This window comes from Streptomyces hazeniae, from assembly GCF_031845485.1.
Lineage (GTDB): Bacteria > Actinomycetota > Actinomycetes > Streptomycetales > Streptomycetaceae > Streptomyces > Streptomyces hazeniae.
In genome coordinates this window covers 287,438-313,948 of the sequence record NZ_JAVREQ010000002.1, presented here as the reverse complement: position 1 = coordinate 313,948, position 26,511 = coordinate 287,438, and the positions used below count along the sequence as shown (strand labels likewise).

Annotated in this window: 27 protein-coding genes; 12 read left to right on the top strand and 15 right to left on the bottom strand. The window is 73.1% G+C overall.

Annotated elements, in window-relative coordinates:
• Positions 1–13: 13 nt before the first annotated feature.
• The gene (locus RM572_RS05200) at positions 14–1,180 is read right to left on the bottom strand and encodes a 2-methylaconitate cis-trans isomerase PrpF family protein (protein ID WP_311672066.1); all 1,167 of its coding nucleotides are present in this window, start codon (positions 1,178–1,180) and stop codon (positions 14–16) included.
• Between the two features lie 106 nt (positions 1,181–1,286).
• On the opposite strand from RM572_RS05200, the gene RM572_RS05195 reads away from it, so the two are divergent.
• A complete protein-coding gene (locus tag RM572_RS05195; RefSeq protein ID WP_311672065.1) occupies positions 1,287–2,237 on the top strand; it encodes a LysR family transcriptional regulator in 951 nt (316 codons plus the stop codon).
• 26 nt (positions 2,238–2,263) lie between these two features.
• On the opposite strand, the gene RM572_RS05190 is transcribed toward RM572_RS05195, so the two are convergent.
• Together RM572_RS05190 and RM572_RS05185 are read right to left on the bottom strand one after the other, a co-directional pair.
• Complete coding sequence (locus RM572_RS05190) at positions 2,264–2,695, bottom strand: VOC family protein (protein WP_311672064.1); 432 nt, start codon at positions 2,693–2,695, stop codon at positions 2,264–2,266.
• A gap of 31 nt (positions 2,696–2,726) precedes the next feature.
• Positions 2,727–3,065, bottom strand: a complete 339-nt coding sequence (locus RM572_RS05185; RefSeq protein WP_311672063.1) for a peptidoglycan-binding domain-containing protein — start codon at positions 3,063–3,065, stop codon at positions 2,727–2,729.
• 427 nt (positions 3,066–3,492) lie between these two features.
• Here RM572_RS05185 and RM572_RS05180 point away from each other — a divergent pair, with 427 nt between their 5' ends.
• From RM572_RS05180 to RM572_RS05160, 5 genes are all read left to right on the top strand, one after another.
• Positions 3,493–4,224, top strand: a complete 732-nt coding sequence (locus tag RM572_RS05180; RefSeq protein ID WP_311672062.1) for a MerR family transcriptional regulator — start codon at positions 3,493–3,495, stop codon at positions 4,222–4,224.
• A 520-nt stretch (positions 4,225–4,744) separates the two neighbouring features.
• Positions 4,745–5,896, top strand: a complete 1,152-nt coding sequence (locus RM572_RS05175) for an aKG-HExxH-type peptide beta-hydroxylase (RefSeq protein WP_311672061.1) — start codon at positions 4,745–4,747, stop codon at positions 5,894–5,896.
• Entirely contained in the window at positions 5,889–6,173 is a 285-nt protein-coding gene (locus tag RM572_RS05170) for a hypothetical protein (RefSeq protein ID WP_311672060.1), read from the top strand. Before RM572_RS05175 ends, RM572_RS05170 begins: the two co-directional genes overlap by 8 nt.
• 267 nt (positions 6,174–6,440) lie before the next feature.
• Entirely contained in the window at positions 6,441–8,174 is a 1,734-nt protein-coding gene (locus RM572_RS05165) for an FAD-dependent monooxygenase (protein ID WP_311672059.1), read from the top strand.
• Positions 8,175–8,449: 275 nt separating this feature from the next.
• Complete coding sequence (locus tag RM572_RS05160) at positions 8,450–9,286, top strand: MIP/aquaporin family protein (protein ID WP_311672093.1); 837 nt, start codon at positions 8,450–8,452, stop codon at positions 9,284–9,286.
• 33 nt (positions 9,287–9,319) lie between these two features.
• Here the strand turns inward: RM572_RS05160 and RM572_RS05155 are convergent, their stop codons facing one another.
• The 7 genes from RM572_RS05155 to RM572_RS05125 form a co-directional block, all read right to left on the bottom strand.
• Complete coding sequence (locus RM572_RS05155) at positions 9,320–9,637, bottom strand: hypothetical protein (RefSeq protein ID WP_311672058.1); 318 nt, start codon at positions 9,635–9,637, stop codon at positions 9,320–9,322.
• Positions 9,601–10,074: a hypothetical protein gene (locus tag RM572_RS05150; protein WP_311672056.1), complete on the bottom strand. Its 474-nt coding sequence runs from the start codon at positions 10,072–10,074 to the stop codon at positions 9,601–9,603. Before RM572_RS05150 ends, RM572_RS05155 begins: the two co-directional genes overlap by 37 nt.
• Positions 10,075–10,077: 3 nt before the next feature.
• Positions 10,078–11,388 (bottom strand): AAA family ATPase, encoded by a 1,311-nt coding sequence (locus RM572_RS05145; protein WP_311672055.1) that lies wholly within the window; start codon positions 11,386–11,388, stop codon positions 10,078–10,080.
• A 222-nt stretch (positions 11,389–11,610) separates the two neighbouring features.
• The gene (locus tag RM572_RS05140; RefSeq protein WP_136182405.1) at positions 11,611–11,802 is read right to left on the bottom strand and encodes a hypothetical protein; all 192 of its coding nucleotides are present in this window, start codon (positions 11,800–11,802) and stop codon (positions 11,611–11,613) included.
• Positions 11,803–11,884: 82 nt separating this feature from the next.
• Positions 11,885–13,090, bottom strand: coding sequence for a saccharopine dehydrogenase family protein (locus RM572_RS05135; protein WP_311672053.1), 1,206 nt, complete (start codon positions 13,088–13,090; stop codon positions 11,885–11,887).
• A gap of 65 nt (positions 13,091–13,155) precedes the next feature.
• Positions 13,156–13,809, bottom strand: coding sequence for a DUF4232 domain-containing protein (locus tag RM572_RS05130; protein ID WP_311672052.1), 654 nt, complete (start codon positions 13,807–13,809; stop codon positions 13,156–13,158).
• A 71-nt stretch (positions 13,810–13,880) separates the two neighbouring features.
• The gene (locus RM572_RS05125; protein ID WP_311672051.1) at positions 13,881–14,555 is read right to left on the bottom strand and encodes an HNH endonuclease family protein; all 675 of its coding nucleotides are present in this window, start codon (positions 14,553–14,555) and stop codon (positions 13,881–13,883) included.
• A 331-nt stretch (positions 14,556–14,886) separates the two neighbouring features.
• Between RM572_RS05125 and RM572_RS05120 the strand changes: the two genes are divergently transcribed.
• Together RM572_RS05120 and RM572_RS05115 are read left to right on the top strand one after the other, a co-directional pair.
• Complete coding sequence (locus RM572_RS05120) at positions 14,887–15,057, top strand: hypothetical protein (protein ID WP_199779686.1); 171 nt, start codon at positions 14,887–14,889, stop codon at positions 15,055–15,057.
• A gap of 207 nt (positions 15,058–15,264) precedes the next feature.
• Positions 15,265–15,795 (top strand): hypothetical protein, encoded by a 531-nt coding sequence (locus tag RM572_RS05115; protein ID WP_311672050.1) that lies wholly within the window; start codon positions 15,265–15,267, stop codon positions 15,793–15,795.
• Between the two features lie 188 nt (positions 15,796–15,983).
• Here the strand turns inward: RM572_RS05115 and RM572_RS05110 are convergent, their stop codons facing one another.
• Positions 15,984–16,901, bottom strand: coding sequence for a universal stress protein (locus tag RM572_RS05110; RefSeq protein WP_311672049.1), 918 nt, complete (start codon positions 16,899–16,901; stop codon positions 15,984–15,986).
• 119 nt (positions 16,902–17,020) lie between these two features.
• Between RM572_RS05110 and RM572_RS05105 the strand changes: the two genes are divergently transcribed.
• Both RM572_RS05105 and RM572_RS05100 read left to right on the top strand, forming a co-directional pair.
• Positions 17,021–17,767: a peptidoglycan recognition protein family protein gene (locus RM572_RS05105; RefSeq protein WP_311672048.1), complete on the top strand. Its 747-nt coding sequence runs from the start codon at positions 17,021–17,023 to the stop codon at positions 17,765–17,767.
• 235 nt (positions 17,768–18,002) lie between these two features.
• Positions 18,003–18,692, top strand: coding sequence for an HAD family hydrolase (locus RM572_RS05100; protein WP_311672047.1), 690 nt, complete (start codon positions 18,003–18,005; stop codon positions 18,690–18,692).
• A 78-nt stretch (positions 18,693–18,770) separates the two neighbouring features.
• Here RM572_RS05100 and RM572_RS05095 read toward each other — a convergent pair whose 3' ends face one another.
• The 4 genes from RM572_RS05095 to RM572_RS05080 are packed head-to-tail and all read right to left on the bottom strand — an operon-like array spanning position 18,771 to position 24,014.
• Positions 18,771–19,436 (bottom strand): dienelactone hydrolase family protein, encoded by a 666-nt coding sequence (locus RM572_RS05095; protein ID WP_311672046.1) that lies wholly within the window; start codon positions 19,434–19,436, stop codon positions 18,771–18,773.
• Positions 19,433–20,983, bottom strand: coding sequence for an APC family permease (locus RM572_RS05090; protein ID WP_311672045.1), 1,551 nt, complete (start codon positions 20,981–20,983; stop codon positions 19,433–19,435). The genes RM572_RS05095 and RM572_RS05090 overlap by 4 nt, the downstream gene beginning before the upstream one ends.
• Positions 20,980–22,551, bottom strand: coding sequence for a GMC family oxidoreductase (locus RM572_RS05085; RefSeq protein WP_311672044.1), 1,572 nt, complete (start codon positions 22,549–22,551; stop codon positions 20,980–20,982). The genes RM572_RS05090 and RM572_RS05085 overlap by 4 nt, the downstream gene beginning before the upstream one ends.
• Positions 22,548–24,014, bottom strand: coding sequence for an aldehyde dehydrogenase family protein (locus RM572_RS05080; protein WP_311672043.1), 1,467 nt, complete (start codon positions 24,012–24,014; stop codon positions 22,548–22,550). Before RM572_RS05080 ends, RM572_RS05085 begins: the two co-directional genes overlap by 4 nt.
• Before the next feature lie 330 nt (positions 24,015–24,344).
• On the opposite strand from RM572_RS05080, the gene ctaD reads away from it, so the two are divergent.
• Positions 24,345–26,093 (top strand): aa3-type cytochrome oxidase subunit I, encoded by a 1,749-nt coding sequence (ctaD, locus tag RM572_RS05075; RefSeq protein WP_311672042.1) that lies wholly within the window; start codon positions 24,345–24,347, stop codon positions 26,091–26,093.
• The gene (ctaF, locus tag RM572_RS05070; protein WP_311672041.1) at positions 26,090–26,482 is read left to right on the top strand and encodes an aa3-type cytochrome oxidase subunit IV; all 393 of its coding nucleotides are present in this window, start codon (positions 26,090–26,092) and stop codon (positions 26,480–26,482) included. The genes ctaD and ctaF overlap by 4 nt, the downstream gene beginning before the upstream one ends.
• The last annotated feature ends 29 nt before the right edge of the window (positions 26,483–26,511 follow it).

Below are 26,511 nucleotides of genomic sequence, written 5' to 3'. Positions count from 1 at the left end.
GTGCTTCGCCTCCTCAACCGGCGATCATGGTGGAACGGTTCTTCAGCCATGGACCGGGCACGAGGACGCGGCCCTCCATCAGCCTTCGGGCGCTGCGGTACGCGGTCACCGCAGCGGCCTGCCAGGTGTCGCCCTCCCGCCGGACGTCCGCGCGCAGCGGCAGCACGCCCGCGGGGTGTCCGATGCGGCACTCGCCGTCGTCGTCCGCGGTGGCGTCGGCGACCAGCGTCCCGGGAACGGCCGCCGCGACGGCCGTGCAGATGCCTCCGGTGAGGGCGTATGCGCGATGCACCTTTCCCATCGACATCATGGACGCTCGTACGGTGGTTTCGCTGCCCTTCTGCACGGTCCCGGCGGTGGTCAGGTAGTCCCGGGGCTTGCCCACGAGGGTCAGCTTGGGGACCGAGGGCGCCTCCTCGGTGGCCTGCTCCGGCGTGTCGGCGATTCCCGCGAGCACCGCGCCGTGCGCGCGGACCGCCTCGAGCCGCCGGAGGAGGTCCGGGTCGGAGTCGATCTCGTCCGGGCCCTCCGTGCCGTTCAGGCCGAACGCATCCCAGTGCACGAACAGCAGCGGGTTGGCCGCGTCCACCAGGCTCACCGGGACGGTGCCGACACCGGGCACGGTCAGGTCGTCGACCGGGTTGCCGGTGGGCAGCACGGCGCCGGTGACGGCTCCGCCGGGGTCGACGTAGTCCAGCCGGATGCGCGAGCCGGTGCCGGGGACGCCGGGCAGCGAGAAGTCGCCGACCGGGTCGAACCTGCCGTCGCGGGTGGGAACGTGCGCGACGATCAGCTTGCCCGTGTTGACGTTGAGCAGCCGCACCACCGTGACCGGGTCGGTCGGGACGACCAGGCCCTCGTCGACGGCGAAGGGACCGACACCGGAGGACAGGTTGCCGCAGTTGCCGCGCCGGTCGATCAGCGACCGGTCGATCGCGACCTGGCCGAACTCGTACAGCACGTCGACGCCCTGCTCCCGCCCGTCGGAGATCACCGCCACCTTGCTGGTGCTGGAGGTGGCACCGCCGACACCGTCGACCTGACGCCGGGCGGCGTCCGGCGACCCGTAGGCGGCAAGGATGAACGCCTCGCGGAGAGCGTGGTCCTCGGGAAGGTCCCGCTCGTGGAAGAACAAGCCACGGCTGGTACCCCCGCGCATCAGCACTGCCGGAACGCGCACCGCAGTCACCTCACATTGCATGCAATCTGTACGCCTGTTGCGTGCTCATGGTTGTCCCGAGCGAGGAGTAAGCACAAGCGCTGATTTTTTCATGCAGAATGAAGCCATGCTTCATGCTCCGCTCGACGTGACCCGGCTGCGGCTGCTCGCCGAAGTGGTCCGGCACGGCTCGATGACCGCGGCGGCCGAGGCGCTCGCCTACACGCCCTCGGCCGTCTCCCAGCAGATCCGCCGGCTGGAAGCCGAGCTGGGACAGCCGCTGCTCGACCGGCACGCCCGCGGCGTGCGGCCGACCGAAGCGGGCCGGGTCGTCGTCGAACAGGTGACGGCCATCGAACGCAGCCTCGACGTGCTCCAGGAGCGGCTGAGCGACCTCGCCGGCCTGCGGGACGGCTCGCTGCGGCTCGGCGCCTTCCCCACCCTGGGGTCGTCACTGCTGCCGCTGGCGGTCACGGCGTACCGCGGCGCCCACCCCGGCGTCCGCCTGTCCGTGCACAGCGCCCGGCTCGCGCAGCTGCTGGAGATGCTCGACCGGCGCCGCATCGAGCTGGCGTTCCTGTGGGAGTACGAGTGGTCGCGCATCGAGAGCGACAGCCTCGACCTGCGGGTGGTGACCGAGGACCCGACCGCCCTCGTCGTCTCCGAGGCGCATCGCCTCGCCGACCGGACCTCCGTCGACGTGCACGAGCTCGCGGAGGAGAGCTGGATCATCCGGGGCGACAACCACCCCGTCGCCGAGGTGCTCTCACGGACCGCGGAGGCCGCGGGCTTCGAACCGTCCGTCTCCTTCGAGGCCAACGACTACCAGGAGGCGCAGGCCATGGTCGCGGTCGGTCTCGGCATCGCCCTCGCCCCACGCCTGGCCCTGGCCAACCTGCGCACCGACGTGCGGGTGCTGCGGCTCGACGGCTACGCGCCGCCCCGGCGCATCCTGCTCGCCCGGCTCGCGTCCCGCGTCCCGACACCGGCCGAGGAGGCCATGACCGACGTGATCCTCGAGGTGGGGCGGACCGTTCCGGGGGCGTCGGGCCCGCGAGGAGGGACCGGGCGGCGCTGAGGCTCGGGTCAGCGCTGAGGCTCGGGTCAGCGCTGAGAAAGCGGAGCCGGGGCCTCCTGGAGGACCCAGCCGTTCCCGTCGGGGTCGTCGAAGAAGGCGAACGAGTTCCAGGGCTCGCCCCGGCCCTCCTCCCAGCCGTTCGGGCCGACGTGCTGGACGGGGCTGACGTCGACGCCGCGTCCGGTGAGTTCGGCGTGCGCGGCGGTGATGTCGGTGACGCAGATCTGCACCGCGCGCAGCGCGCCGGGCTCCATGTCGGACTGGCTCGGGGAGCTGGGCATGCCCTGGGAGAGAGCGAGGGAGCAGCGGGAGCCCGGCGGGGTGAGCTGGACGATGCGGATGCCGGGAGCGACCTCGGTGTCGAGGTCGACGGGGAAGCCGCAGCGGTCGGCGTAGAACTCCTTGGCCCGGTCGACGTCGGTGACGGGGACGACGATGACCTCGATGGTGTAGTCCATGGGTCCTCCTTACTCCTCTCCTCGGCAGGTGTCAGCAGACGGGCCCCGCGTCGGCCCAGAAGACCAGTTCGGGCCAGGTCTGGGGTCCGACGAGACCGTCCACGGTGAGACCGGCGCACCCCTGGAAGCGGCGCACGGAGTCGTCGGTGACCGGGCCGAAGTCGCCGTCCTCGGGGATGGGCGCCCCGGACAGGGCGAGATTGAGGTAGCACTGGGCCTTCACCACGGCCGGTCCGGAGGAGCCCTGCTGGATCGCGGGTTGCGCGGTGGTGGCCAGGCACGCCTCCCCCTGCGGAGCGACGTCCGGCGGCGGCGCGACCGTCGTGGTCCGGGGCGTGGGCGGCGGTGACTCCGGTGCCCTCTCGGTCACGGTGGCGGAGGGGCGTTCGGTGACGGTACGGGTCTCGGCAGGCTCCGCGGAGGGCGCGGAGGGCGCGGAGGGCGCGGAGGGCGCAGCCGTGGTGGCACCCGTTCCCCGGACGGGTCGCCGGACCCGCCCCCGGTGCAGCCGGCGACGGCGAGGAGCACCGCCAGGAGCACGGCCGTCAGAAGCGGCAGAATCGCGGTCGAGCGGCGCATGCGCATCGCCTCCGAGAGCACCGGGAGGACCGGGAGGAGGATCGGGAGCCGGCCACTCCAGGCTGCGCCCGCGCCCGGCACCCCGCATCCCGGGCGGGCAGGGGCGGTCTCCCCGCCGCGCGGGCTTGAACCTGACGTCGGGGGAGGTCGTAGCGTCGGGAACACCGCCGGAGAAACCGGCGGTTCCGGGATGTTCCGGACGAGGAAGCGAGGACGTCATGGCCTGGAAGGTGGGAGAGCTGTCCCGGCTCACCGGCCTGACGGTGCGCACGCTGCACCACTACGAGCGGATCGGCCTGCTCACGCCGTCGGGACGTACGGGAGGCGGGCACCGGCTGTACGACGAGGACGACGTGACGCGGCTGTACCGGATCGTGGCCCTGCGGGAGTTGGGGCTGCCACTGGACGCCGTGGGCACCGCGCTCGCCGGCGAACTGGACCTGGCCGACCTGCTGCGCAGCCACCTGGAGCACGTGGGTCATCAGCTCACCGCGCTGCGTGCCCTGCACGCGCGGCTGTCGACGCTGGTGTCGGCAGGGCGCGCGCCGTACGGGCCGGACGACCTCCTCGCGCTGATGGACGAGGTGAACACGGTGGAAGACACCATGCGGAACTACTTCTCCGAGGAGCAGATCCAGGCGCTGGCCGAGCGCCGGGCGCAGCTGGGACCGGAGGCGATCGCGGCGGCGGAGCGGGAGTGGCCGGAGCTGATCGCGAAGGTGCAGGCGGAGCTGGACGCCGGGACCGACCCGGCGGAGCCGCGGGTGCAGGAGCTGGCGGCACGCTGGTGGGAGCTGCTCGAGGGCTTCCACGGGGGTGACCCCGGCCTGCGGGACGGGCTCTACCGCATGCGCGACGCGAACAGCGAGCAGATCCAGCGCGAGTACGGCGGCCCGTCGGACGCGCTGATCGCCTACGTCACCCGGGCCCGGGAGGCCGCCGCGGACTGACTCCTCTCCCGGACCCCGCCCCGCCGGCCGGTTGGGCGGGGCGGGACCGGCGGCATCGCGATCGACGGCGCCAGATGTCAACGGGCGTTACCGGCCAGAGTGCCGATCCCCCGGCACGCCGCGGCGCGTTCGGGCCGAGACGGCGGCTCACGAGCCCTCCCGCGCCGCGGCAACGCCTCCGCCCCCCGGCACCGGCACTGCGCGCGGCCCGGGACGAACTGGCGGGAATGGGGACTTGCACGGTTGCCGGCCGCCGGAGCCGCGGCACGGGCGCCGCGCGCCGGGCGACGAAGACCTCCTGTCCGGCCCTGCCGGCACTCCTGCGGAGGGGCGGGGGCACCGTGTCGCTCGAGCAGCCGTCCCGGCGGGCGGCGCGGCTTTTCGGACAGCCGCCGCGGCCGGTCGCGATGGCCGACACCCGCTCTGTCCGCGGCCCGCGAGCTGCGCTCCACTGGACACGTAGCACCTGTGTCCGGGAGCTGCCCGCCCGCAGTTCCGTAGGCCGGTCGAAGGAGGATGCGTGTCCGCGTACGACGACGATCTCGTCACCGTGGAGCACCTGCTCGCTGCACACCCCGAGTACGGCGACGCCCGCGTCATCACGCTCAAGGCGACCGAGTTCTACCGGTTCGCACTCGACCTGCTCTCCGAGCGGTCCGCGAAGGTGGCCGAACTCGCCGACGGACTCCGGGACGCCACCGGCGAGGTGCCCCTCCCGCTCGTGGAGGACCCGCTGGTGCGCGTGACCCTGGACGAGGCGGTGTCCCGTCTGGAGCAGGGGTTCCTCGACGAGAGCGCGTGGACCGAGGTCGTCACCATGCTGCACCTCGTCTCCGACGCCGTGCAGGAGGCCGGCCGGGCCGTTCCGCCGAGTGCGTGGGAGGCGTTCCGCGGTCTCACGGTGCGCACCGGCGGACGGGACCCGGACCCGTGGCTCTGGGCCGGCGGACCGGACGGCGGCACCCCGCTGACCCGCACCTTCCTGGCCACGTTCGAGCGGGACTTCCTCCGCGGGATCGGCGGAGACCTGCTCCGGCCGACCGAGCGGATGCGGCGGCAGCTGGACGACGGCTTCGCCGCCCTCGGCGCGCTGCTGCCGGAGCTGGGAGCGAGCGTGGGGGCGCACTACGTCGGCGTCGGCGTGGTGGACGTCCGCACCGAGGGCGAGACCTTCCTCGCGGGCAACGTCGGCCGCATCCCGTCGGTGGTCTTCTTCTCGGAGAACCGCATGGCGCACCCGTGGCGCCTGGCAGAGACGGCACTGCACGAGGGCCTGCACCTGAAGCTGTTCGACATCCAGCGCTCGGCGAGCGTCTTCGCCGAGCCGGACCGGCTGCCGGACGGACCGAAGGTCAAGGTGCCGTGGCTGAAGTGGGCCTCCATGGTCGCGCCGAACGAGTGGGCGCTGGACCGGGCACTCGGCGCCTTCCACGTGTACGCGCACCTGGTGCTGTTCCGGCGGGCGCTCCAGACACGGATGACGCCGGAACTCGTCGCCCGGTTCGGCGAGCCGGAGGCGGACGACCCGCCCTCGCTCTACCGGTTCGCGCCCGAACGCGCCCGCTACCTCGGCGAGGAGATCCTCGCTCGCGGGGCCGGAGCGCTGACCGACCACGGGCACGACTTCGTGACCTGGCTGCTCGACGCCGTGAAGGAGTCCGCCCGTGTCTGAGCTGCGCTACTCCCCCGCCCCGGGGCTGCGGACGCGGGCGGTCGAGGAGGCCGGCGCCCTGATGGTCTTCACCCCGCAGCAGCCCAAGGTCCACTGGCTCAACCTCTCCGGGTGGTACCTGTACGAACTCAGCCAGGACACCGACGGCGAGCGCATCGCCGCCGACTACGCGGACGCGGTGGCCGCTCAGGTACCGCGCGAGGACGCCCTGCGCCAGGCCCGGGCCTGTCTCGACGACCTGGTGGCGCGCGGGGTGCTCGCCACCCGCCCCGCCTGACGCGGGCGGTCGCCGGGCGTCCCCGGCACGCCCGCCGTGCGGCCCCGGCCTGCGGCCGCGCCCTCCCGCCGCATGCCCCCGCAGAAGTGCTCCTCCGGCGGGTGCGCCGGAGGCCCCGAGGAATCCGGGAGGAGGTGACAACTCATGACCGAGCAGCTGAAGAAGAGGCTCGCCAAGGCCGAGCAGGTGACGCCGCCGAAGGCCGCGGCACCGTCCCGTGACCAGCGACTGTGGCCGCCGTGGTACATGCAGAAGCACTGACGGCCGGTGTCGGCCGTCCGGGCCGGTTCGCCGCGCGGCGAGCCGGCCCGGACCACGGACGAGCACGACGGGGAGGGGTTCGGGGTGCGCACGGTGCCGGTACTGGTGGTCGGCGGCTCGCTCACCGGTCTGTCCGCGGCCGTGCTGCTGGCCTGGCACGGCGTTCCCTGCCTGCTCGTCGAACGCCGCGACGGCGTCCTGCCGCACCCCAGGCTGCGGGGACTGCTCCCCCGGGCCGTGGAGGTGTTCCGGCAGGTCGGCCTGGAGAACGCGATCCGCGCGGCGTGTCCGGACGGCGCGGGCAGCGGCGACCTGGTCTCCGTGCGCGCCCGCACCCTGACGGACGTTCACGAGCCGTTGGTGGAACGCGGCGACGAGGAGGCGGACGAGGACCGTGGGGACGCCGGTCCGGAGACGGCGTCACCCTGCCGGTTCGCGCCGCTCGGCCAGGACGAACTGGAGGCGCTGCTGCTCGACCGTGCACGGGAACTGGGCGCGGACGTGGCGTTCGGCACCGAACTGCTGCATCTCGACCAGGACGACAGGCAGGTGACCGCCACCGTACGCGGCCCCGCCGCAGAGGTCGCCGAGGTGCGGGCCCGGTACGTCGTGGCCGCCGACGGGGCGTCGAGCGGCCTGCGGCGGCGGCTGGGCGTACGGTGCAGCGGTCCCGGAACGCTGTTCCACATGGCCACTCTGCACGTGCAGGCGGACCTGCGGCCCGCCCTGCGGGGGCGGCCCCTGGGCATGGCGTACCTGGACCGCCCGGCGCCCGGCACGACGCTGGGGCCGCTCGACGGGAGCGGCACCCGGTGGTTCTTCGCCACCTCCTGCCGCACCGCACCCGGCGGGCGGCCGCACCGCCCCACGCCCCAGGAGTGCGCCGGCTGGCTGCGCACCGCCACCGGGCTGCCGGACCTGGACGTGCGCCTCCTCCCCCAGACCCCGGGTTCGGACGGACTGCCGAGCACGTTCCCCATCGGTGCACGCGTCGCGGACGCCTTCCGGGTCCGGCGCGTACTCCTCGCGGGCGACGCCGCCCACCAGATGCCGCCCACCGGTGGGCTCGGCGGCCAGACCGCCGTCGAGGACGTGCACAACCTCGCCTGGAAGCTGGCGCTCGTCCTGCGCGGCAGCGCGGACCCTTCCCTTCTCGACACCTACGGCACCGAACGGCGGCCCGTCGCCCGGCGGGCGGTGGAACAGTCCGTCGCCCGCGCCCGCAGCAGGTGGCGCCTCCCGATGCCTGACTCCGCGCTGACCACCACGCGGCAGGAGGACTTCTACGCGCTGGTCCTCGGCAACCAGTACCGGTCGCCGGCGGTCCGGTGCGCGCCGGACGACGCGGCTCCGCTGCTCCAGCCGTCCCGTCTCACCGGGGCGCCGGGGAGCCGCGCACCCCACATCGCGGTGGCGCAGGACGGCGGCGAACCGCTCTCCACCCTCGACCTGTACGGCCGGGACTTCGTCCTCCTGGCGGGCCCCGACGGCGATTCCTGGCAGGACGCCGCGTCCTCGGCGGGCCGCGCCCTCGGGGTGGCCGTCGACACCTACCACCTGGACGAGGAGCTGGCGGCGCCCCACGGCCTGCCTGCCGGCGGTGCGCTCCTGGTACGGCCCGACGGCTACGTGGCGTGGCGCAGCGCCGGGCACCGCTCCGCCGCCGACGCGCACGCCCGGCTGCGGCAGGCCCTGGGCGCCCTGCTCGGCCTCGCACCCGCACCCGCACCGTCTCTCTGAGGCGCGGCTCCGTACCGGCTCCTCTCCCGCCGCGCCGCCCGGCGTCCCGGCCGGGCCCGCCGGGCCCCCGGCCCGAGCACCCGGCTACGAGGGACCGTCCAGCCGCCGCGCCGCCGGGGCGCCACCGCATCACCCGAACAGGCCTTTCCGGCAGGACACGCCCTCCCCCGCTTGCGACGGTGAACGGGCCGACGTGAGGAGGGTCAATGTCTGAGCACACGGCTACGGAGCGCACCCCGCGCCGCCGCGGCTACCGGGCTGGGCTCGGTGGCGAGATGCTCGCCGAGTTCCTGGGTACGTTCGTCCTGCTGCTGCTCGGAACGGCAGCGGTGGCGGTGGCGGTCGTGGGCCTGCCGGGCTCGGGGCGCCAGACCTCCGACTTCGGTCCGGCGAACTGGCTCATCATCACCTGGGGCTGGGGATTCGCCGTCGTCTTCGGCGTGTACGTCGCGGGCGGCGTCAGCGGCGCACACATCAACCCCGCGGTGACCCTCGCCTTCGCGGTGCGGCGGGCGATCCCCTTCTCGAAGGTGCTCCCCTACTGGGGCGCCCAACTGGTCGGCGCCTTCTGCGGCGCGGCGGTCACCTACTCCTGCTACCGCTGGGCCATCGACGCGGCGAACCAGGCGGCAGGCATGACACGCGAGGAGTCGTTGAGTACGTACTCCATCTTCGCGACCTTCCCCGCCGAGTACTTCGGCGGCGGCATCTGGGGGCCGTTGCTGGACCAGATCGTCGGCACCGGCATCCTGCTGCTGCTGATCTGCGCCCTGATCGACCAGCGCAACCTGGCGCCCGGGGCCAACATCGGCCCCTTCATCACCGGTCTGATCGTGACGGTGATCGGCCTGACCTTCGGCACCAACGCCGGCTACGCCATCAACCCGGCCCGCGACTTCGGGCCGCGCCTCTTCACCTACTTCGAGGGCTGGGGTGCGATCGCCCTGCCGGGCACCTTCGACTGGTTCAGCGGCTACTGGTGGATTCCGATCGTCGGCCCGCTCATCGGCGGCATCGTCGGCGTCCTGGTCTACGACCTGATCATCTCCCCCGTCCTCAAGGCCCGCCTCGCCGCAGGCGAGACCCCCGAGGAGGGCCGCGCCCCCGAGTGACCCCGGGAGCGGCGCTCCCTTCGCCCCCGTGCCTCAGGGCACGGGGGCGAACAGCATGCGCACGACTGCCGCCGGCGCGAGCAGCGCGGGAATCAGGTACCACCACCTGCGCAGCCTCACCGTGGCGACGAGCGCCGCGGTGAGCACCACCGCGAGCGCTTCGGCCGCCAGTCCGGCGAGCGCCGCGCCACGGACCATCCCGGTGACGCTCCGGTCCCACGGGCCCTCCGACGTCGTCGCCCAGGCGAGCAGCACGAAGTAGCCGCCGACGACGTGCAGCACCACCAGCACCAGCACGCACACGGCGCGGACGACTACGCGTACGCGGACAGCGGACCGTCCAGCGTCCATACCGTCGCCTCCACACCGGACGTCCGTGCCAGGTAGCGGTCGCGCTCGATGAGGATGTTCAGATCGCCGCAGCCCAGCTGGTTGCCGGCATGTTCGACCAGGCTGCTGCCCGTCCGGCCGCCGGCTATCAGGGTGCGGAGGTGCGCCGCGTCCCACTCCACCTCGTTGAGCGCCCAGGGCGCCTTGCCCTCGACCACCATGCCCAGGACGCCCGCGAACCGCTCGGCGCACGTCCGGCGGTGATGCCCGTTGGCGAGCTGCGCGATGTGGTTGCCCGTCTCGATGACCGCCGTCACCGGCAGCAGCAGGTCGCAGTCGCGCGCCTCGCGCTTCTCCTGCAGTTGCCTGATGACCTGTTCACGGTCCTGGCACTTGCCGGGCACTTCCAGCAGGTTGCACAGAATGGACGTGTCGACGAACTCGACCCGGCGCGCCACGTGTCACCCGATTCCCAGCATGCGGTCGAACTCCGAGTAGTCGCGGTCGCGTCGGGCACGGTCGGGGAGGCGTCCCCGCGTGATCACCTCGCCGAGTGTCCCGGCAGCCATGGCTGCCGGGTAACCGTCGAGTTCGGTGAGGCGGGTCAGCCGGCTCACCCCGGACTCGCGGTCCCGCCAGCAGACGACGACGCCTTCGTGGTCCGCGCTGTCGAGGGCGGACAGCAGCGCCGGGCTGTGGGTGGTGATCAGCACCTGGGTCCGGTTCTCCGCACCGGCCTCCCTGACGAGTTGGAGGACTTCGGACGCCTGCGAGGGGTGCAGGCCGTTCTCCAGTTCCTCCACCACGAGCATCAGCGAGCGCTCCGTGGGCCGCATGCTCGACGTGCCGAGGTCGAGGCCGCCTCCGCCGGTGAGGAGTGAGGTGGTGACCGCGAGGAACCGCAGCATGCCGTCGCTCATCTCGCGCGCCGGGGTGAGGCCCAGAGTGCCTTCGTCGAGAGCCAGCATCACGTCGCCGAGTTCGGAGCGGGTGACCGCGAGCGTCTCGATGTCGTGGTCGGCGAGACCTCGCAGCAGCGAGACGAGGCGGTCGAAGAGAGCGGGGTCGGTGCGCTGGAGACTTCCGATCGCTGCCGAGAGATTCTCGGCGGTGCGCCGCAGGTGGATGTCCCTGGAGGGCACGTACTGCCGCATCAGGTGCGGCACCGGGTCGAGATGGAAGGTGCCGGCCAGCGCGGAGAGGAGGGTCTCCGCGCACCAGATGCTCTCCGTCTCACCTTCGGTGTCACCGTTGACCCGCAGCGGCAGCTGCGAGGTGAGCAGCCGCGTGCTGCGGAACGCGCCGCTCGGATTGCGTCCCGGCCGGCCGTTGTGCCAGGCCGCCTGGATGTCGCCCATGCCCGCGCTCGGCTCGCCGCTGACGAGGATGTCCCGTTGCCCCGCCGCCGTGGGCCCGACAAGGCGTTCCTCGACCACCTGCACGTCGGGCTCCACCTGGACGGTCAGGTCGAGGTGGATCGGCCCGTCCTTCGATTGGACGGTGCACCCGAGTGCGAACCGGTCGGAGCCGTGCGGCACGCACCCGGCGAGCCCGCCGCGCACGGGACCGTCGGGGCCGCGCCGGGATTCCAGCGCCTCGGCGATGTCCTCGCCCCGCGCCAACCGGGACAGCACCTCCAGGCCGTCCAGCGCGTTGGACTTCCCGCTGCTGTTGCGCCCGATGAGCACGGTCAGCGGGGCGAGCCGGAACGCCTCGCCGCGGAAGCTCTTGAACGCGGTCAGGCGGACCTCTGCGATGGCCGGGGCAGTCACACCGGCCAAGTTACCCCAGCCGACGAACCGGACAGGGAGTCCTGGACGGGCCGCCACGGCGCGCCGCACCGGTTCCCGTCCTCGCCGACGCCGATGGGCGGCCAGGCATGGGTCCCCGGGGTCTTTGTCCACGGCGGTGGCCCGGCGGAAGGTTCCGCCGGGCCACCGCTCAGGCTCTGAAAGGGGGTGCTCCTCTGGCCGCGTCGTCCAAGGCGTGGGGGGTCACTTCCGGAACGCCTCCCGCGCGCGGAGGGCGACGCGTCGTACGTCCGCCGCCGTCGAGGTGCGGGAACGACCGCCTCGTGGGGCGGCGGTCGTGCGTCCGTGGCCACGGGTGCGGGCCTGGCGGAGGGTGTTCTCCACGAGGCTCCGGGCCTTGTGCGCCTTGGCCGAAAACGTGCTGTGCGATGCCATGGTCGCGCTCCTCGTTTCGTGAGCCGTTTCCTTGACAGTGGTTCACGTGCCCGGGTCACGGACCGGTAAACGTGGTGTTCTCTCAGCGGCCTTCGTGGGTGACGTGGAAGCGGAGGCCGGCGCGGACGAGGCGGTCGGTGAGGGCCGGGCCCATGGCGGTGGCGGTGGTGAGCTGGCCGGTGAGTGCGGGGAGTTCGTCGTGGGCGAGGCAGAGCGCGGACTCGGCGAGCATCTTGGCGGTCTCGTCGTAGCCGGGGTCGCCGCCGGACACCTCGGTGGCGATGCGGCGGGGGCCGAGGTCGGTGAGGGCCTCGGCGAGGAAGCGGACGGAGAAGGTGCTGCGGGCGCGGCGCTCCTCGGAAGGGCCCTCGCCGGAGCCGAGCCGGGAGGTCAGGGCGCGGCGTGCGCCGGGGAGTTGGGCGAGTGCGACGAGTCCGGCGGTGCCGGCGAGGCCGCCGAGGGCGACGGGGAGCCGCCGGACGGCGGCGGCGTGGCGGTAGCGGAAGTCGGGGCCGTAGCGGTCCAGGGCGGCGGCGGAGCGGGCGACGACCTGCGGGTCGACGGTGGGCAGTGGCACGGCCCAGCTGCGCAGGAGGGGGACGCGGCGGATACCGCCGGTGGGGGTGGAGACGCGGCGGTCGGTGGGCCAGGGCTCGACGCGGCGGCGTTCGCGCGCCGCCTGGAGCATCTGTGGGCCACGCGAGAAGGCGTCGAGGGCGGAGGCGAGGGTGCCGCCGGAGAACCGGGCGTCGGCGGTGACGTAGCCGTCGATGCGCAGCGGTACGCCCTCGGGGAGCAGGCCGACGGTGTACTGGACGCCGAGGTCGTGCGGGACGGAGTCGAATCCGCAGGCGTGGACGAGGCGGGCGCCGGTGCGGCGGGCGGTCTCGTGGTGACGGACGTAGGTGCGGTCGATGAACTCGGGCTCGCCGGTGAGGTCGGCGTAGTCGGTGCCGGCTTCGGCGCAGGCGGCGACGAGTTCCTCGCCGTGGCGGAGGTAGGGGCCGACGGTGGTGAGGAGGACGCGGGTGGCTGCGGCGAGGCGGTGCAGGGCGGGCGTGTCCGTCACGTCGGCGTCGAGCAGGGGGAGTTCGGCCCATGCGGGGCGGATGCCGGCGAGTTCGGCGCGCACGGCGGCGAGCTTGTCGCGGTTGCGGCCGGCCAGGGCGACACGGCAGTCGGCGGGCGCGTTCGCGGCGAGGTAGCGGGCGGTGAGCCGGCCGGTGAAGCCGGTGGCGCCGAACAGGACGAGGTCGTGGGGGCGTTCGGTTGCGCGGTTCTCGGGCACGGCGGCTGCTCCCTGGTGGTCGTGCGGGTGGCTGGCACGGGTTTCCAGGGGCAGCCTAAGCCTTGTTACCCCTCGGTACGCTGCCAGGCCGTGGCGCCGAGCCGACCCGTGTCGCCGAGGTCCAGGCCGCCGTCGAGGGCGACCACCTGCGCGGGCTCGCCGGGCGACGGGGCGACGGAGAGGTAGGGGGCGTGTACGGCCGGGACGGTGGACCCGGTGACGGTGTTGCGCCAGGCCAGGGTGGTCTCGGCGGAGTCGCCGGGGGCGAGGGTGAACCGGCCGGGCTCCTCGGCGCCGCCGACCGCGGCGCTGATGTCGTCGGTGCCGCGCAGGACCTCGACGTCCACCCGATCGCGGTCGTCGTCGAGGACGGTCAGGGATGGGTAGCCGCTCAACTCGTACGGCGCGTCGCCGCAGTTGGTGAGGGTGAGGGTGGTGGCGCGCAGGCCCATGGCGGCGTCGACGAGACCTGTGGTGACGCGCAGGCCGGACGGCGGGCACGCGGTCGGCGCAGCCGCCGGGGGCGGCGCGAGGGAGGGGGCGGAAGGGTCGCCCGGGCCGGGCGGGGCCGTGATGGTGGCGCGCGGCGCGGCGGTGCGCGCGGGGTTCGCCTCGCGTTCGAGTTCGGCGCCGAGGCCGCAGCCGGTCAGCGTGGCGAGGAGCAGAGCCGCCAGGACGACGGCGGGGGCGGCGGGACGTTCGGAGCGGAGGACGGTCACGCAACGATCATCGCACCGCGGTGCCGACCGGGGTGGGGGTCCCGGCCGGCACCGCGGGGCTCACGGCAGGTTCAGCAGCCGTTGAGGATGCCGCTGAGGGCGCCCTTCTCGGCGCTGTCCACGGTGAGGTTCCATTCGTGCTTCACCCACACCCACATGCGCGCGTACATGCAGTGGTAGCCGGTGCTGGGCGGCAGCCACTCGGAGGGGTCGCGGTCGCTCTTGGACTGGTTGGAGTTGTCCGTGACGGCGATCAGCTGGGAGGTCGACAGGTCGTTGGCGAACGACTCGCGGGACGCGGTCGACCAGCCGCTGGCACCGGAGCGCCAGGCCTCGGCGAGCGGCACCATGTGGTCGATGTCGACGTCGCTGGGGGCCTCGGACCAGACGCTGTCATAGACGGAGTACCAGCGGCCGCTGGTCGGGTAGCAGTCGCTGCCGGTCGAGACGCCTTCACCGTCGCGCTTGAGGACGGTCTCGCGGGTGTCGCAGCTGTTGCCCTGGCTCGACCAGTGGGGGAACTTGTCGCGGTCGTAGCCGCTCATGGAGCCCTCGCCGCTCTCGGTGAGTCCGGCGAGGTAGCTGCGGGCGGTGGCGGCGCTGGGCGGGGCGGGGGGATAGGCGTGGGCCGGCGGGCCGACGAGGAGGTTCGCGAACGACAGCAGGCCGACGAAGGCCGCGAGCGTGGCGAGGTGTCGACGCGCGTTGAACGCACGGCGCGCGGGGGATATGCGCGTGCTTGTCATGGCACTCCCGGATGGCGAGTTGGGGGGAACGGACCGGCGCGGCTCCGAATTCGTCCGGGACCGTGCCGTCCGGCTGCTTGCCTCGCGCAACAGAGTGACGGCATGCGCATGCCATAGCAAGGGTCGGCGCATGGCCCGTGGGTGAACGCCCGGTACCGGCACGGGCCCTGGGGCACGGCGCTCCGGTCGTACCGCCCCGAAACGGCGGAAGCCGCGCGCCCGGCCCGGACCGGGGACCGCGCATGCGACGTGGACACGTAGACTCTGCGGCGCCGACCTCGGGGAGCCCGGGCGGCGGCCGGATGTCCCTGACCTGAAGGAACGCTGCACGATGACGACCGCAGACCGGGCGGATGCGCCGATCTACGCCAGTCTTGTCCAGGAGCACGGCGACGTACTCGGCGAGGCCCGCCGGGTCGCCGAGCAGGCACAGCGGGACGTGTCCGCGGTGATGGACTTCAGCCGGATGACGTCCCTGTCGGGCGGCCCCGGGGCCCGCTGACGGCGGGCGCTTCCCGCGTCACGCGGCGGGGTGGGATTTCGATCCAGGGGTCTGCACCCCCGTGTCAGACCCCTGGATCTGTTTTTCCGAGTAAACAGTGACGCAGAGTGTATGCGCAAGGCACGGTTCGGCGACCGGCGGGTGTGTGATCCGTGAAGCTTTGGATACGGTGGTACATGCAGGCATACGGCGGACTGGGGGCTGCGGATGAGTGGCGCGGGCATACCTGGCGAGGGTGAACCGCAGTCCCTCGCCGAGAAGATCACCTGGCTGCTGCACAACGCCTTTCCGTCCGGCGGGCGTTCGGACGACGCGGTGCCGTCCGACCGACAGGTGGTCCGCGCCGTCAACGAACGCGCCGGCCGGCACGTCATCGGCCACACCACCTTCTGGAAGTTGCGTACCGGCAAGATCAACCCCGAGACCGGGGAGCCGTACACCGCGTCCGAGGACATGCTGGAAGGCATCGCCGCCTTCTTCGACGTGGACCCGAGGTTCTTCAAGTCCCGCAGCGAGGTCGTCGGCCAGGTCGTCGAGTCGCTGCGCTTCCTGCGCTCGGTGCACAACGGCGACATCACCGGCATCGCCGGACGCGGCCTCGGCGAGGAGGGCCTGAGCCACGAACTGATGGCCTTCATGAACGAGGTGCTCGCCGAGTCCCGCCGGGACGACGCGGCCCGGCCGGCGGATGCGGAGCGAGGCGGCTCCGCACGGGACGACGGGCGCGGGCGGGACTGAGGTTTTCCGCCCAGCTGGGGGCTGGATCAGGCCACCCCCTGGCGTTCGGCCCGCGGATAGGGCAAGATCGGTTTCACGGCCCGCCCGGTGTGCATCCCCCGTCGCACCGGGCGGGCCTTCTGCATGCCGGGACCGGTGCGGTACCGGCCGACGTCGCCGCCGCGAGGTCCTCACGCGGCCCGGTCGGCTCAGTCGTGCGGAACAACCGCGACGGGACAGGCGGCGTGGTGCACGGCCGCGTGCGCCACCGGCCCGATGCGCGGGCCCAGCGCCGTACGATGCTTGCGGCAGCGGCCGACGACCAACAGGTCCGACCCCTCCGCCTCGTGGACGACCGCCTGCGCCGTGCCCTCCAGCCGCAGTGCGGCACGGAGTTCGACGCGCGGATGGCGTTCCGCCCAGGGCCGCACCAGCTCCCGCACCTCGCCCTCCACCTCCTTGCGGTACTGCACCGCGATGTGCGGCACCACCGGGCCGCCGGGCACGTACACGTGCGACGGGAGCCTGATCGCGTGCACCACGTGCAGCGGCAGGCCCGTGACCTCGGCCGTCTCGAAGGCGAACCGCAGCAGGTTCGCGTAGTCGTGGTCCAGGCCGAGCGCCACCACCACCCGCGGTCCGTGCGGGTGCACCTCCTCCTGCTCCGGCTCGTGCGCCGTGCCGGCCTCCCGCGCCTCCGGGTCCTCCTCGGCGCGGACGAGCACGACGGGGTGTTCGGCACGGGCGACCGTACTGAGGCTGACGCCGCCGAGGAAGAAACTGGGCAGCCGCCGGGTGCCGTAGGAGCCGAGCACCAGCATCCGCGTCTCGGCGGACACCGTCAGCAGCGCCTCCTCCGGCTTCTCGTCGATCACGTCGGCGATCACATGCAGCTCGGGCCGGCGCCGCACTACGTCGTCCCGCGCGGCGTCCACGATCTCCCTGCCGGTCGGGCCCGGCGGCATCGCCTCCGGCTCCGGCCGGGAATCCGGCTCCCGGGCGTGCACCAGCCGCAGCGGGACCCGGCGCAGCCCGGCCTCCGCCGCCGCCCAGTGCAGGGCGGCCGTGGCGGCCGGGGAACCGTCCAGCCCCACCGCGATCGCGTTCGTCCGCTCGTCGTCCGTCACGGCCCGGCGAGTACCCCGGCCGGACGACCCGTACCACCTCGGAGGAGACCCGACCGACGTCACCCGAACGGGTGCGTCGGTGTGTGCGATGTCGCTGGCCGCGGCGCACCGTGGTGCACATGTGGCGGCCCAGGCTCGCGCTCGCCGTGGTGTGTCTCCCGCTGGCGGTGCTGATGAGGTGGGGTGCCCCGGCCGTGGACTCCGGCGCCCCGCCCCGGGCGGAGGAGACCGCGGACAGGCCGGCGGCGCCACGTCCCTACGTGGTCCCACGGGTGGCGTGGGGCGCGGACGAGCAGATGGTGCGCGAACCCCCGGCGTACGTCGACCGGGTCCGCGCCGTCGTCGTCCACCACACCGACCACGTCAACGGCTACGACTGCGACCACGTCCCGGCCCTGCTCCGCGGCCTCCAGCGCGACCACATCGAGAGCGAGGGCTGGGACGACGTCGGCTACCAGTACGTCGTCGACCGCTGCGGCACCGTCTACGAGGGCCGCGGCGGCGACGGAGCGCACACCGTGCGGGGTGCGCACACCAAGGGCTTCAACAAGGAGACGGTCGGCATCGCGGCGCTCGGCACCTTCGACGAGGGCACCCACGTGCCGCGCGCGATGCTGGACGCGATCGCCGCCGTGGCCGCCTGGCAGCTCGACCCGGGCGCCGACCCGCACGGGCGGGTCCGGCTCACCTCGACCAACGACGCCAGCCGCTACCCGAAGGGCGCCGGCGCCGCGTTCGACGTGATCACCGGACACCGCGCGGGCTACGAGACGGACTGCCCCGGCGACGCGCTGGCGGCGAAGCTGCCGCTGCTCCGCGACGAGACGGAGCGGCTCCGTGACGCGGCGGAGCGGCGCCGCGGCTGAGGTGCGCCGCGGCTGAGGTCCGCCGCCCGGCCGGGATCAGGTGTCGGCCTCCTCGGAGTCGTAGCGCGACGCCCATCGCTCACACTCACGGTGATCACCGCCTTCCGCCGGGGTGCGGCTGCCGTGCGGCGGCCCGGGTACTCGTTCGATGTGCCGGGCGCCCCCGGGCTCGCCCGGGCCGGGCCCGTACGAGAACGCGCGCGGCAGCGCGTGAGACAGCGACGAGGAGTGGCACATGAACGCAGCGAAGGGCACGAGCCCGCGCGCGGTGCTGTTCGACGTGGACGGCACCCTCGTGGACACCAACTACCTGCACGCCGTGACGTGGTGGGAGGCGTTCCGGCAGGCCGGGCACACGGTGCCGATGCCGGACATCCACCGGTCCGTGGGCATGGGCGCCGACCGCCTGATCGGCCATCTGCTCGGCGACGAACGGGACCGCGACCAGGACGCACGGATCAGCACCGCGCACAAGGTGCTGTACGCGGAGTACTTCCCCAAGCTGGCCGCGCTTCCCGGCGCGGCCGGTCTGCTGCGAGCGGTCGCCGGGAAAGGGCTGCGGGTGGTCCTCGCCAGCTCCGCGGGCGGCGAGGAACTCGCTGCGATGCGGGCCGCGATCGACGCGGACGACGTGATCGCCGCCGCGACGGGCGGCGACGACGTCGAGGCGACGAAACCGGCGGCGGACCTGGTCGAACAGGCGCTGCGGCGGGCCGGGGTCCCGGCGGATGAGGCGGTGTTCGTCGGGGACACGGTGTGGGACATGAGGGCGTGCGGGAAGGCGGGGGTGACGGGGGTCGCGGTGCGGTCCGGTGGGATCGCGGAGGAGGAGCTGATCGAGGCGGGTGCGATGGCGGTGTACGAAGGTCCGGCAGACCTGCTGGCGGCACTGGAGCGGAGCCCGCTGGTCGGGCCGGGCGCCTGAGCAGTCCGCCGTCGGGGCCCCGAGCCGGGCCCCTGTCCGCCACAGCCCCCTCACGCGCGGGGCGCGCCGCACGCGTCGTCAGGTGCCGATCGGGCCGGGGACCGTGCTGAGGAAGAAGTCCCGGGCGGAGGTGGCGGCTTCGGCGAGGGTGCCCGGCTCCTCGAAGAGGTGACCGGCGCCGGGGACGACGCGGAGCGTGCAGGGGGCGGACAGGGCGTCCGCGGCCTGCTCGTTGAGGCGGAGGACCTCGGTGTCCAGGCCGCCCACGATCAGCAGAACGGGCGGGCGGACCCGTCCGAGCGCCTGCCCGGCGAGGTCCGGGCGGCCGCCGCGGGAGACGACGGCGCGGACCGCGTCGGGGCGTTCCGCGGCGGCGGTGAGCGCAGCGGCGGCGCCCGTGCTGGCGCCGAACAGCCCCAGCGGAGCGCCTGCGGTGTCCGGACGCGCCCCCAGCCGGTCGACGGCCGCGACGAGGCGTCCGGCGAGGAAGGGGACGTCGAAGCGCAGCTCCGCGGTGACCGCGTCGGTGCGTTCCTCGTCCTCGGTGAGCAGGTCGAACAGCAGCGTCCCCAGGCCCGCTTCCTGGAGGACGCGGGCGACGGCGCGGTTGCGGGGGCTGTGCCGCGAGCTGCCGCTGCCGTGGGCGAACGCGACGACGCCGCGGGGCTCCGGCGGGAGGACGAGGTCGCCGTCCAGCACCGCGCCCCGGTCCACCTCGAGGTGCACGGGAACGGAACCGGTCACGGCCCCTCCCCCGGCGACGTCGTGGGCGGAGGGGCGGCCGCGCCGCGAGGCCCGCTCGGGACGGCGACGCCCGCCGGGGCCGTGCTGCGTCCGTAGTGGTGGGTGGTGAACATGTACAGCAGCCCCGCGCCCACCACGATGCCCGCGCCGAGGAGCACGACGTAGTCGTCGTACCAGGGCGCCTCGGGGGTGCGCGGCCAGGAGATGTTGACGATGGCGAAGAGCCCGTAGGCGAGGGCGCCCGCGTTGACCAGCAGACCCCAGCGTCCGAGCCGGAACTCGCCCGCCGGCTTCCAGCCCTTCAGCCGCGCACGCAGTGCCGCGAGCACGACCATCTGGAAGCAGCCGTAGATGCCGACGATGGCGAAGGACACGATCTTGGTCAGCGCCTCGGCGGAGAGCAGCGAGGCGACGGCGATCAGGGCCGGGACGACGGCCGAGACCAGCAGCGCGTAGCCGGGCACGGCGCGGGCGTGGGCGAAGCGGCGCAGGTAGCGGTGGCCGACGATCATCTCGTCGCGGCCGTAGGAGTAGATGAGCCGGCCCGCGGCGGCCTGGAGGCTGATGGTGCAGGAGAGGAAGGAGATCAGTACCACCGCCATGACCAGCCGGGCGCCGACCTCGCCGAGCGCGCGGTAGAGGGTCTCGACGACCGGGTCGGCGACCTCGCCGGCGATGACGGCGCGGTAGTCGGTGACGGCGAGCAGCAGGGTGAGGCAGGTGAAGGTCGCGGCGGCGCCGCCGATGTAGATGGTGCGGCGCATGGCGCGCGGGATGACCAGGCCCGGGTGTTCGACCTCTTCGGCGGTGTCCCCGCACGCCTCGAAGCCGTAGTACTGGTAGAAGCCGATGATGGCCGCGGCCAGGAACACCCAGATGTACGGGCCTTCGCCGTCTCCCGCTCCGAAGTCGTCGAAGAGGACGCCGAGTCCGTGGTGGCGTTCGGTGGTGAGCAGGATGACGCCGACGATGAGGGCGCCGATGAGTTCCGCGCTGAAACCGATCATGGCGGCGTGCGAAAGGGCCCGGGTGCCGGCGTAGTTGATGAGCACGCCGACGACGATGAGGGCGACCGTGCAGGCGACGGTGGTCCGGACGGTGGGGTCGAAGCCGAAGAGGATGGCGATGTACGGTCCCGCGCCGTAGGCGACGGCGGTGATCGTGACCAGCAGCGCCCACAGGTAGACCCAGCCGGTCATCCAGGCCCAGCGTTTGCCCCACAGCCGCCGGGCCCACGGGTAGACGCCGCCCGCGATGGGGTACTGGGCGACGACCTCCCCGAAGACCAGGGCGACGAGGAACTGGCCGGCCCCGGCCAGCAGGAACGCCCAGATCATCGGCGGGCCGCCTTCGGTGAGGGCCGCGCCGAAGAGCGTGTAGGTGCTGACCACCGGGGAGAGGTAGGTGAAGCCGAGGGCGAAGTTCGCCCACGGGCCCATGTCCTTGCGGAACTCCGAGCCCTGTTCCGGGCCCGGCACCGTTCCGTGCTCGCCGCCCTGTCCGCCACCGCCGCCCGGCTGCGGTCCGGGGGCGCCCGCGTCGGTCACCGGCGTTCCCCTTCCGCCGGGGCCGCCCCGGTGAGGAGGTCCGCGGCGCGTTCGGCGACCAGCAGGACCGTCACCATCGGGTTGATGGTGGGCATGGTGGGGAACACCGAGGCGTCCACCACGCGCAGCCCCTCCACTCCGCGCACCCGCAGCAGCGGGTCGAGTACGGCGAGGGGGTCGTCCGGGGCGCCCATCCGGCAGGTGCCGGCCGGGTGGTAGACGGTGTGTGCCGCGCGCCGGCCGTACTCGGACAGTTCGCGGTCGGTCTCCAGCTCGGAGCCGGGCGCGACCTCGCGCACCAGCCACGACTTCAGCGGCTCCGTGGCGGCGACGCGCCGGGCGATGCGCAGTCCGTCGACGAGGGTGCGCGCGTCGTGTCCTCCGGGGTCGGTGAAGTAGCGGAAGTCAAGGGCCGGTTTGTCGTCCGGGTCGGCGCTGCGCAGCCACAGGCGTCCGACGGACCGCGCGCGGGGCACGTTGGGCGTCATGCACACGCCGTGGGGGAGCTTCGGGTAGCCCAGGCGCTCGGTGTTGACCGTGAACGGCACCTGGTAGAAGTGGAACATCAGGTCGGGGCGTTCTTCGGCGGGGTCGCGGCGCAGGAAGAGGCCGGCGTCGGAGTCCATGGCCGAGTTGGGCGGCAGCGGGCCACGGGTCTCCCAGAGGATCACCGACTCGGGGTGGTCGAGCAGGTTCTCCCCGACGCCGGGCAGGTCGGCGACGACGTCGATGCCGTGCCGGCGCAGTTCCTGGGCGGGTCCGACGCCGGAGAGCATCAGCAGCCGCGGCGTGTCGATCGCGCCGGTGCACAGCAGCATCTCCCGTTCGGCGCGCAGCACGCGCACCGTGCCGTCGTCGTGCCGCACCCGTACCCGGGTGAGCCGTCCGGCGGCGTCGGGCAGCAGCCGGTACGCCCAGGTCTCCAGCAGCAGGTGCAGGTTGGGCCGGTCGAGGACGGGGTGCAGGTAGGCGACCGAGGCGGAGGAGCGGTGGCCGGTGGCGGGGTCGTAGGCGACGGAGAAGAACCCGGCGCCCTCGGTGAACGGCCGGGCGTTGAAGTCGTCGACGACCGGCACGCCCAGGGCGGCGGCCGCGGCGGCCACGAAGTCCTTCGCGGCCTGGTTACGGTCCGCCTCGGCGACCGGGACGATGGTGTTGCGCAGCCGGTCCCGGTAGGGCAGCAGGGTCTTCGGGCCCCAGCCTGTGCAGCCGCGGGCGACCCACTCGTCCAGGTCCTGCGGCAGCGGCAGGAAGCTGATGAGCGTGTTGTGCGAGGAGCAGCCGCCGAGTACGCGGGCGCGGGAGTGCAGGATGTGCGAGTTGCCGCGGGGCTGCTCCTCGGTGGTGTAGCCGTAGTCGAACTCGCCGCCGAGCAGGTTGATCCAGTTGCGCAGCTTCAGGATGCGCTCGTCGCCGACGTCGCTGGGGCCGCCCTCCACGACGCAGACCGAGACGTCGGGGTCCTCGGTGAGGCGGGCCGCGAGCACGGAGCCGGCGGTGCCGCCGCCGACGATCACGTAGTCGTACACCGCCTCGCGCGTCGCCGCCTCGTCGGTCGTCGCGCTCACCCCTTGAACCAGCCGGACGGCGCCGGCGCGAGGTTCTGGTAGATGTGCTTGGTCTCCTGGTATTCGCGCAGCCCGGCGACGCCGAGTTCGCGGCCGATTCCGGAGCGGCCGAAGCCGCCCCACTCGGCCTGCGGCACGTAGGGGTGGAAGTCGTTGATCCAGACCGTGCCGTGCCGCAGGGCGTTCGCGACCCGCTGGGCGCGGCTCGCCTCGGACGTCCAGACGCCGCCGGCCAGGCCGTAACGGGTGTCGTTGGCGAGGGCGACGGCCTCTTCCTCTCCGGCGAAGCGCTCGACGGTGACGACCGGTCCGAAGATCTCCTCCTGCACGATGCGCATGGAGCGGTCGCAGTTGGCGAACACCGTCGGCTGCAGGAAGAAGCCACGGCTCAGCTCCGCCGTCTCGGGCCTGCGGCCCCCGGTGACCAGCGTGGCGCCCTCGGCACGCCCGGTCTTCAGGTACTCCTCGACCTTGCCGCGGTGTTCGGCGGAGCTGAGCGGCCCGCTCTCGGTCTCCGGGAGCAGGCCGTCGCCCAGGCGGATGCGCGCGGCCCGTTCGGCGAGTTTCTTCACGAACCGGTCGTGGATGCCCTCCTGGACGAGGAGGCGGGAGCCGGCCGAGCAGACCTGACCGGAATGCAGGAACGCGGCGTCCAGCGCGTAGTCGAGGGCGGCGTCCGCGTCGCAGTCGTCGAAGACGATGTTGGGGTTCTTGCCGCCGAGTTCGAGGGCGACGGTCTTCACGCCCTCGGCCGCGGAGGCCATGATGCGGCGGCCGGTGGCCAGACCGCCGGTGAAGGACACCAGGTCGACCTCGGGGTGCGCGGTCATGGCGGCGCCGACGACGTCCCCGGGGCCGAGGACCAGGTTGACGACGCCGGGCGGTACGCCGGCCTCGACGATGAGCCGGACCATCCGCACGGTGCTCAGCGGGGTGGTCTCGCTGGGCTTGAGGACGAAGGTGTTGCCGGCGGCGAGGGCCGGGGCGACCTTCCAGGAGGCCTGGAGCAGGGGGTAGTTCCAGGGGGCGATCAGCGCGCAGACCCCGACGGGCTGGTGCACGACGCGGCTGAGCACGTCGCTGCCCACGTCCAGCACCCGGCCGCCGTCCTTGTCGGCGATCTCGGCGAAGTAGCGGAAGGCGTTCGCGACGTCCTCGACGTCGATGCGGGACTCGGCGAGGGTCTTGCCGGTGTCGAGCGTCTCGGTGCGGGCGATCTCCTCCTTGTCCCGCAGCAGGTACCGGTGCACCCGGTACAGCACGTCGGCCCGGGCCCGGGTGGGCAGGCCGGACCACGCGCCGGAGTCGAAGGCGCGGCGGGCGGCGCGTACCGCGTGGTCGACGTCCGTCTCGTCGGCGTCGTCCACGGTGGTCAGCACGGTGGCGTCGAACGGGTTGACGACGTCGCGCCGGCCTCCGGCCACCGCCCGGACCCACTCCCCGTCGATGAACAGTTCGGGCACGTGACCTTCCCTTCCCAGTCTCCTCCGTCCACCCTCCTGCGGCGGCCGTGCCGTGACCACTCGGCACGGCCGACCGGGGGAACGCGCGTGTCGCGCCCGCCGGGCCGCCCGGACGGCGCGGGCGACGGGGGCGAGGGGGGCAACGGAGGCGAGGGGGGCGACGGGGGCGTCACACGGACGCACGGCCGTTCGGACGCGGCCGTGCCCGCCACCCGGGTGTCCTCACGGCGTGCCGCCGCCCGGGCGGCGGCACGCCGCGGCCACCATGGCGTCGGCGCGGCGCGCGGGGGTACGGCGCCCCGGCCGGATTCGGTGGCGCGGAGGACCTGCATGGAGACAAGCCGGGAGGACGTCGCGGCCCCGGGGACGAGGACCGCGGGACCCGAGCACGGACCGGGACGCGGCCGACGGCTCCTCGACTGGATCAGCACCACCGACCACAAGGTGATCGGCAACCTCTACCTGGTCACGTCGTTCGGCTTCTTCCTCGCCGCGGGCCTGATGGCGATGCTGATGCGCGCCGAACTGGCGCGGCCGGGCATGCAGGTGGTGAGCCACGACCAGTACAACCAGTTGTTCACGGTGCACGGCACGATCATGATGCTGCTGTTCGCGACGCCGACGTTCGCCGGCTTCGCCAACGCGATCATGCCGTTGCAGATCGGCGCGCCGGACGTGGCGTTCCCCCGGCTCAACGCCCTGACCTACTGGCTGTTCCTGTTCGGCGGCCTGATGGTGGTCGGCGGCTTCCTGACGACGGGCGGTGCCGCGCCGTTCGGCTGGTTCGCGTACGCGCCACTGCACAACGCCACCTACTCACCGGGGGCGGGGGGCGACCTGTGGGCGATGGGTCTGGTCGTGGCGGGCCTGAGCACCATCCTGGGATCGGTCAACTTCATCACCACGATCATCTGCCTGCGCTGCCCGGGGATGACGCTGTTCCGGATGCCGCTGTTCACCTGGAACGTGCTGTTCACCTCGATCCTGGCGCTGCTGGCGTTCCCGGTGCTGAGCGCGGCGCTGCTCGCGATGGTCGCGGATCGCGAGTTCGGCGCGCACGTGTACGACTCGGCGAACGGCGGCGCCCTGCTGTGGCAGCACCTGTTCTGGTTCTTCGGGCATCCCGAGGTCTACATCGTGGCGCTGCCGTTCTTCGGGATCATCAGCGAGATCATCCCGGTGTTCAGCCGCAAACCGCTGTTCGGGTACGTGAGTCTCATCGGGGCGACGATCGCCATCACCGGGCTGTCCGCGACGGTGTGGGCCCACCACATGTTCGCCACCGGCGCCGTACTGCTGCCCTTCTTCTCGCTGTTGTCGTTCCTCATCGCGGTGCCGACCGGGGTGAAGTTCTTCAACTGGATCGGGACGATGCTGCGCGGTTCGCTGTCGTTCGAGACGCCGATGCTGTGGACGTGCGGCTTCCTCTTCACCTTCCTCTTCGGCGGGCTGACCGGCGTGCTGCTGGCGTCGCCGCCGATCGACTTCCACGTCACGGACACCTACTTCGTCGTCGGTCACCTCCACTACGTGCTGTTCGGGACGATCGTGTTCGCGACCTTCGCGGGCTTCTCGTTCTGGTGGCCGAAGCTGACCGGGCGGCTGCTGGACGAGCGCCTGGGGAAGATCCATTTCTGGACGCTCTTCACCGGGTTCCAGCTGACCTTCCTGGTGCACCACTGGCTGGGCGCCGAGGGCATGCCGCGGCGCTATGCGGACTACCTGGCCGCCGACGGCTTCACGACGCTCAACACCCTGTCGACCATCGGCGCGTTCCTGCTCGGGATCTCCACCCTGCCCTTCCTCTACAACGTCTGGAAGACCGCGCGCTCGGGCCGGAAGGCGGAGGCCGACGACCCCTGGGGCTGGGGCCGCTCCCTGGAGTGGGCGACGAGCTGCCCGCCGCCCCGGCACAACTTCCGCTCGCTGCCGCGCATCCGCTCCGAGTCACCCGCCTTCGACCTGCACCACCCCGAGGTGGGGTGGCGCGCCGAGCTGCCGGACACCGGCTCCCGGGAAGCGGTGGGCGGCGGGCGGAACGGCGGCAGCGTCGAGGAGCGGAAGGGGCCGAACGAGTGAAGGCGGAGACGTTCCTGTTCGCCGGGGTGGCGCTGTTCTTCGCCGTCACCGGTCTCGGCTACGCGTTCTGGAGCACCTTCGAACCCGTCGGGACGACCGCGCTCGCGGTGTCGTTCCTCATGTCCTCGCTGGTCTGCTTCTTCTGCTGGCGCCAGCACCTGGTGCGGGGGCAGCGGCTCCAGGACCGCAAGGAGGCCGAGATCCACGAGGGCGCCGGCCCGCTGGACTTCTTCCCCGCGCGCAGCTACGCACCGGTGGCCACCGCGGTCGGGGTGGCCGTACTGGCCGCCGGGGTGGTGTACGGCGTGTGGCTCGCCCTGATCGGGACCGGTCTCCTGGTGCCGGGTGTCGCCTGGTTCGTGTTCGAGTACCACGACCGCACGGCGTGAGATCCGCGAGGCGTTCCCGACGGGCCGGG

Coding starts and splice junctions, on each gene's coding strand:
- RM572_RS05195 (WP_311672065.1), top strand. CDS start 1,287: ATGCTTCATGCTCCGCTCGACGTGACCCGGCTGCGGCTGCTCGCCGAA.
- RM572_RS05190 (WP_311672064.1), bottom strand. CDS start 2,695: ATGGACTACACCATCGAGGTCATCGTCGTCCCCGTCACCGACGTCGAC.
- RM572_RS05180 (WP_311672062.1), top strand. CDS start 3,493: ATGGCCTGGAAGGTGGGAGAGCTGTCCCGGCTCACCGGCCTGACGGTG.
- RM572_RS05160 (WP_311672093.1), top strand. CDS start 8,450: ATGCTCGCCGAGTTCCTGGGTACGTTCGTCCTGCTGCTGCTCGGAACG.
- RM572_RS05155 (WP_311672058.1), bottom strand. CDS start 9,637: ATGGACGCTGGACGGTCCGCTGTCCGCGTACGCGTAGTCGTCCGCGCC.
- RM572_RS05140 (WP_136182405.1), bottom strand. CDS start 11,802: ATGGCATCGCACAGCACGTTTTCGGCCAAGGCGCACAAGGCCCGGAGC.
- RM572_RS05125 (WP_311672051.1), bottom strand. CDS start 14,555: ATGACAAGCACGCGCATATCCCCCGCGCGCCGTGCGTTCAACGCGCGT.
- RM572_RS05120 (WP_199779686.1), top strand. CDS start 14,887: ATGACGACCGCAGACCGGGCGGATGCGCCGATCTACGCCAGTCTTGTC.
- RM572_RS05115 (WP_311672050.1), top strand. CDS start 15,265: ATGAGTGGCGCGGGCATACCTGGCGAGGGTGAACCGCAGTCCCTCGCC.
- RM572_RS05105 (WP_311672048.1), top strand. CDS start 17,021: ATGTGGCGGCCCAGGCTCGCGCTCGCCGTGGTGTGTCTCCCGCTGGCG.
- RM572_RS05100 (WP_311672047.1), top strand. CDS start 18,003: ATGAACGCAGCGAAGGGCACGAGCCCGCGCGCGGTGCTGTTCGACGTG.
- ctaD (WP_311672042.1), top strand. CDS start 24,345: ATGGAGACAAGCCGGGAGGACGTCGCGGCCCCGGGGACGAGGACCGCG.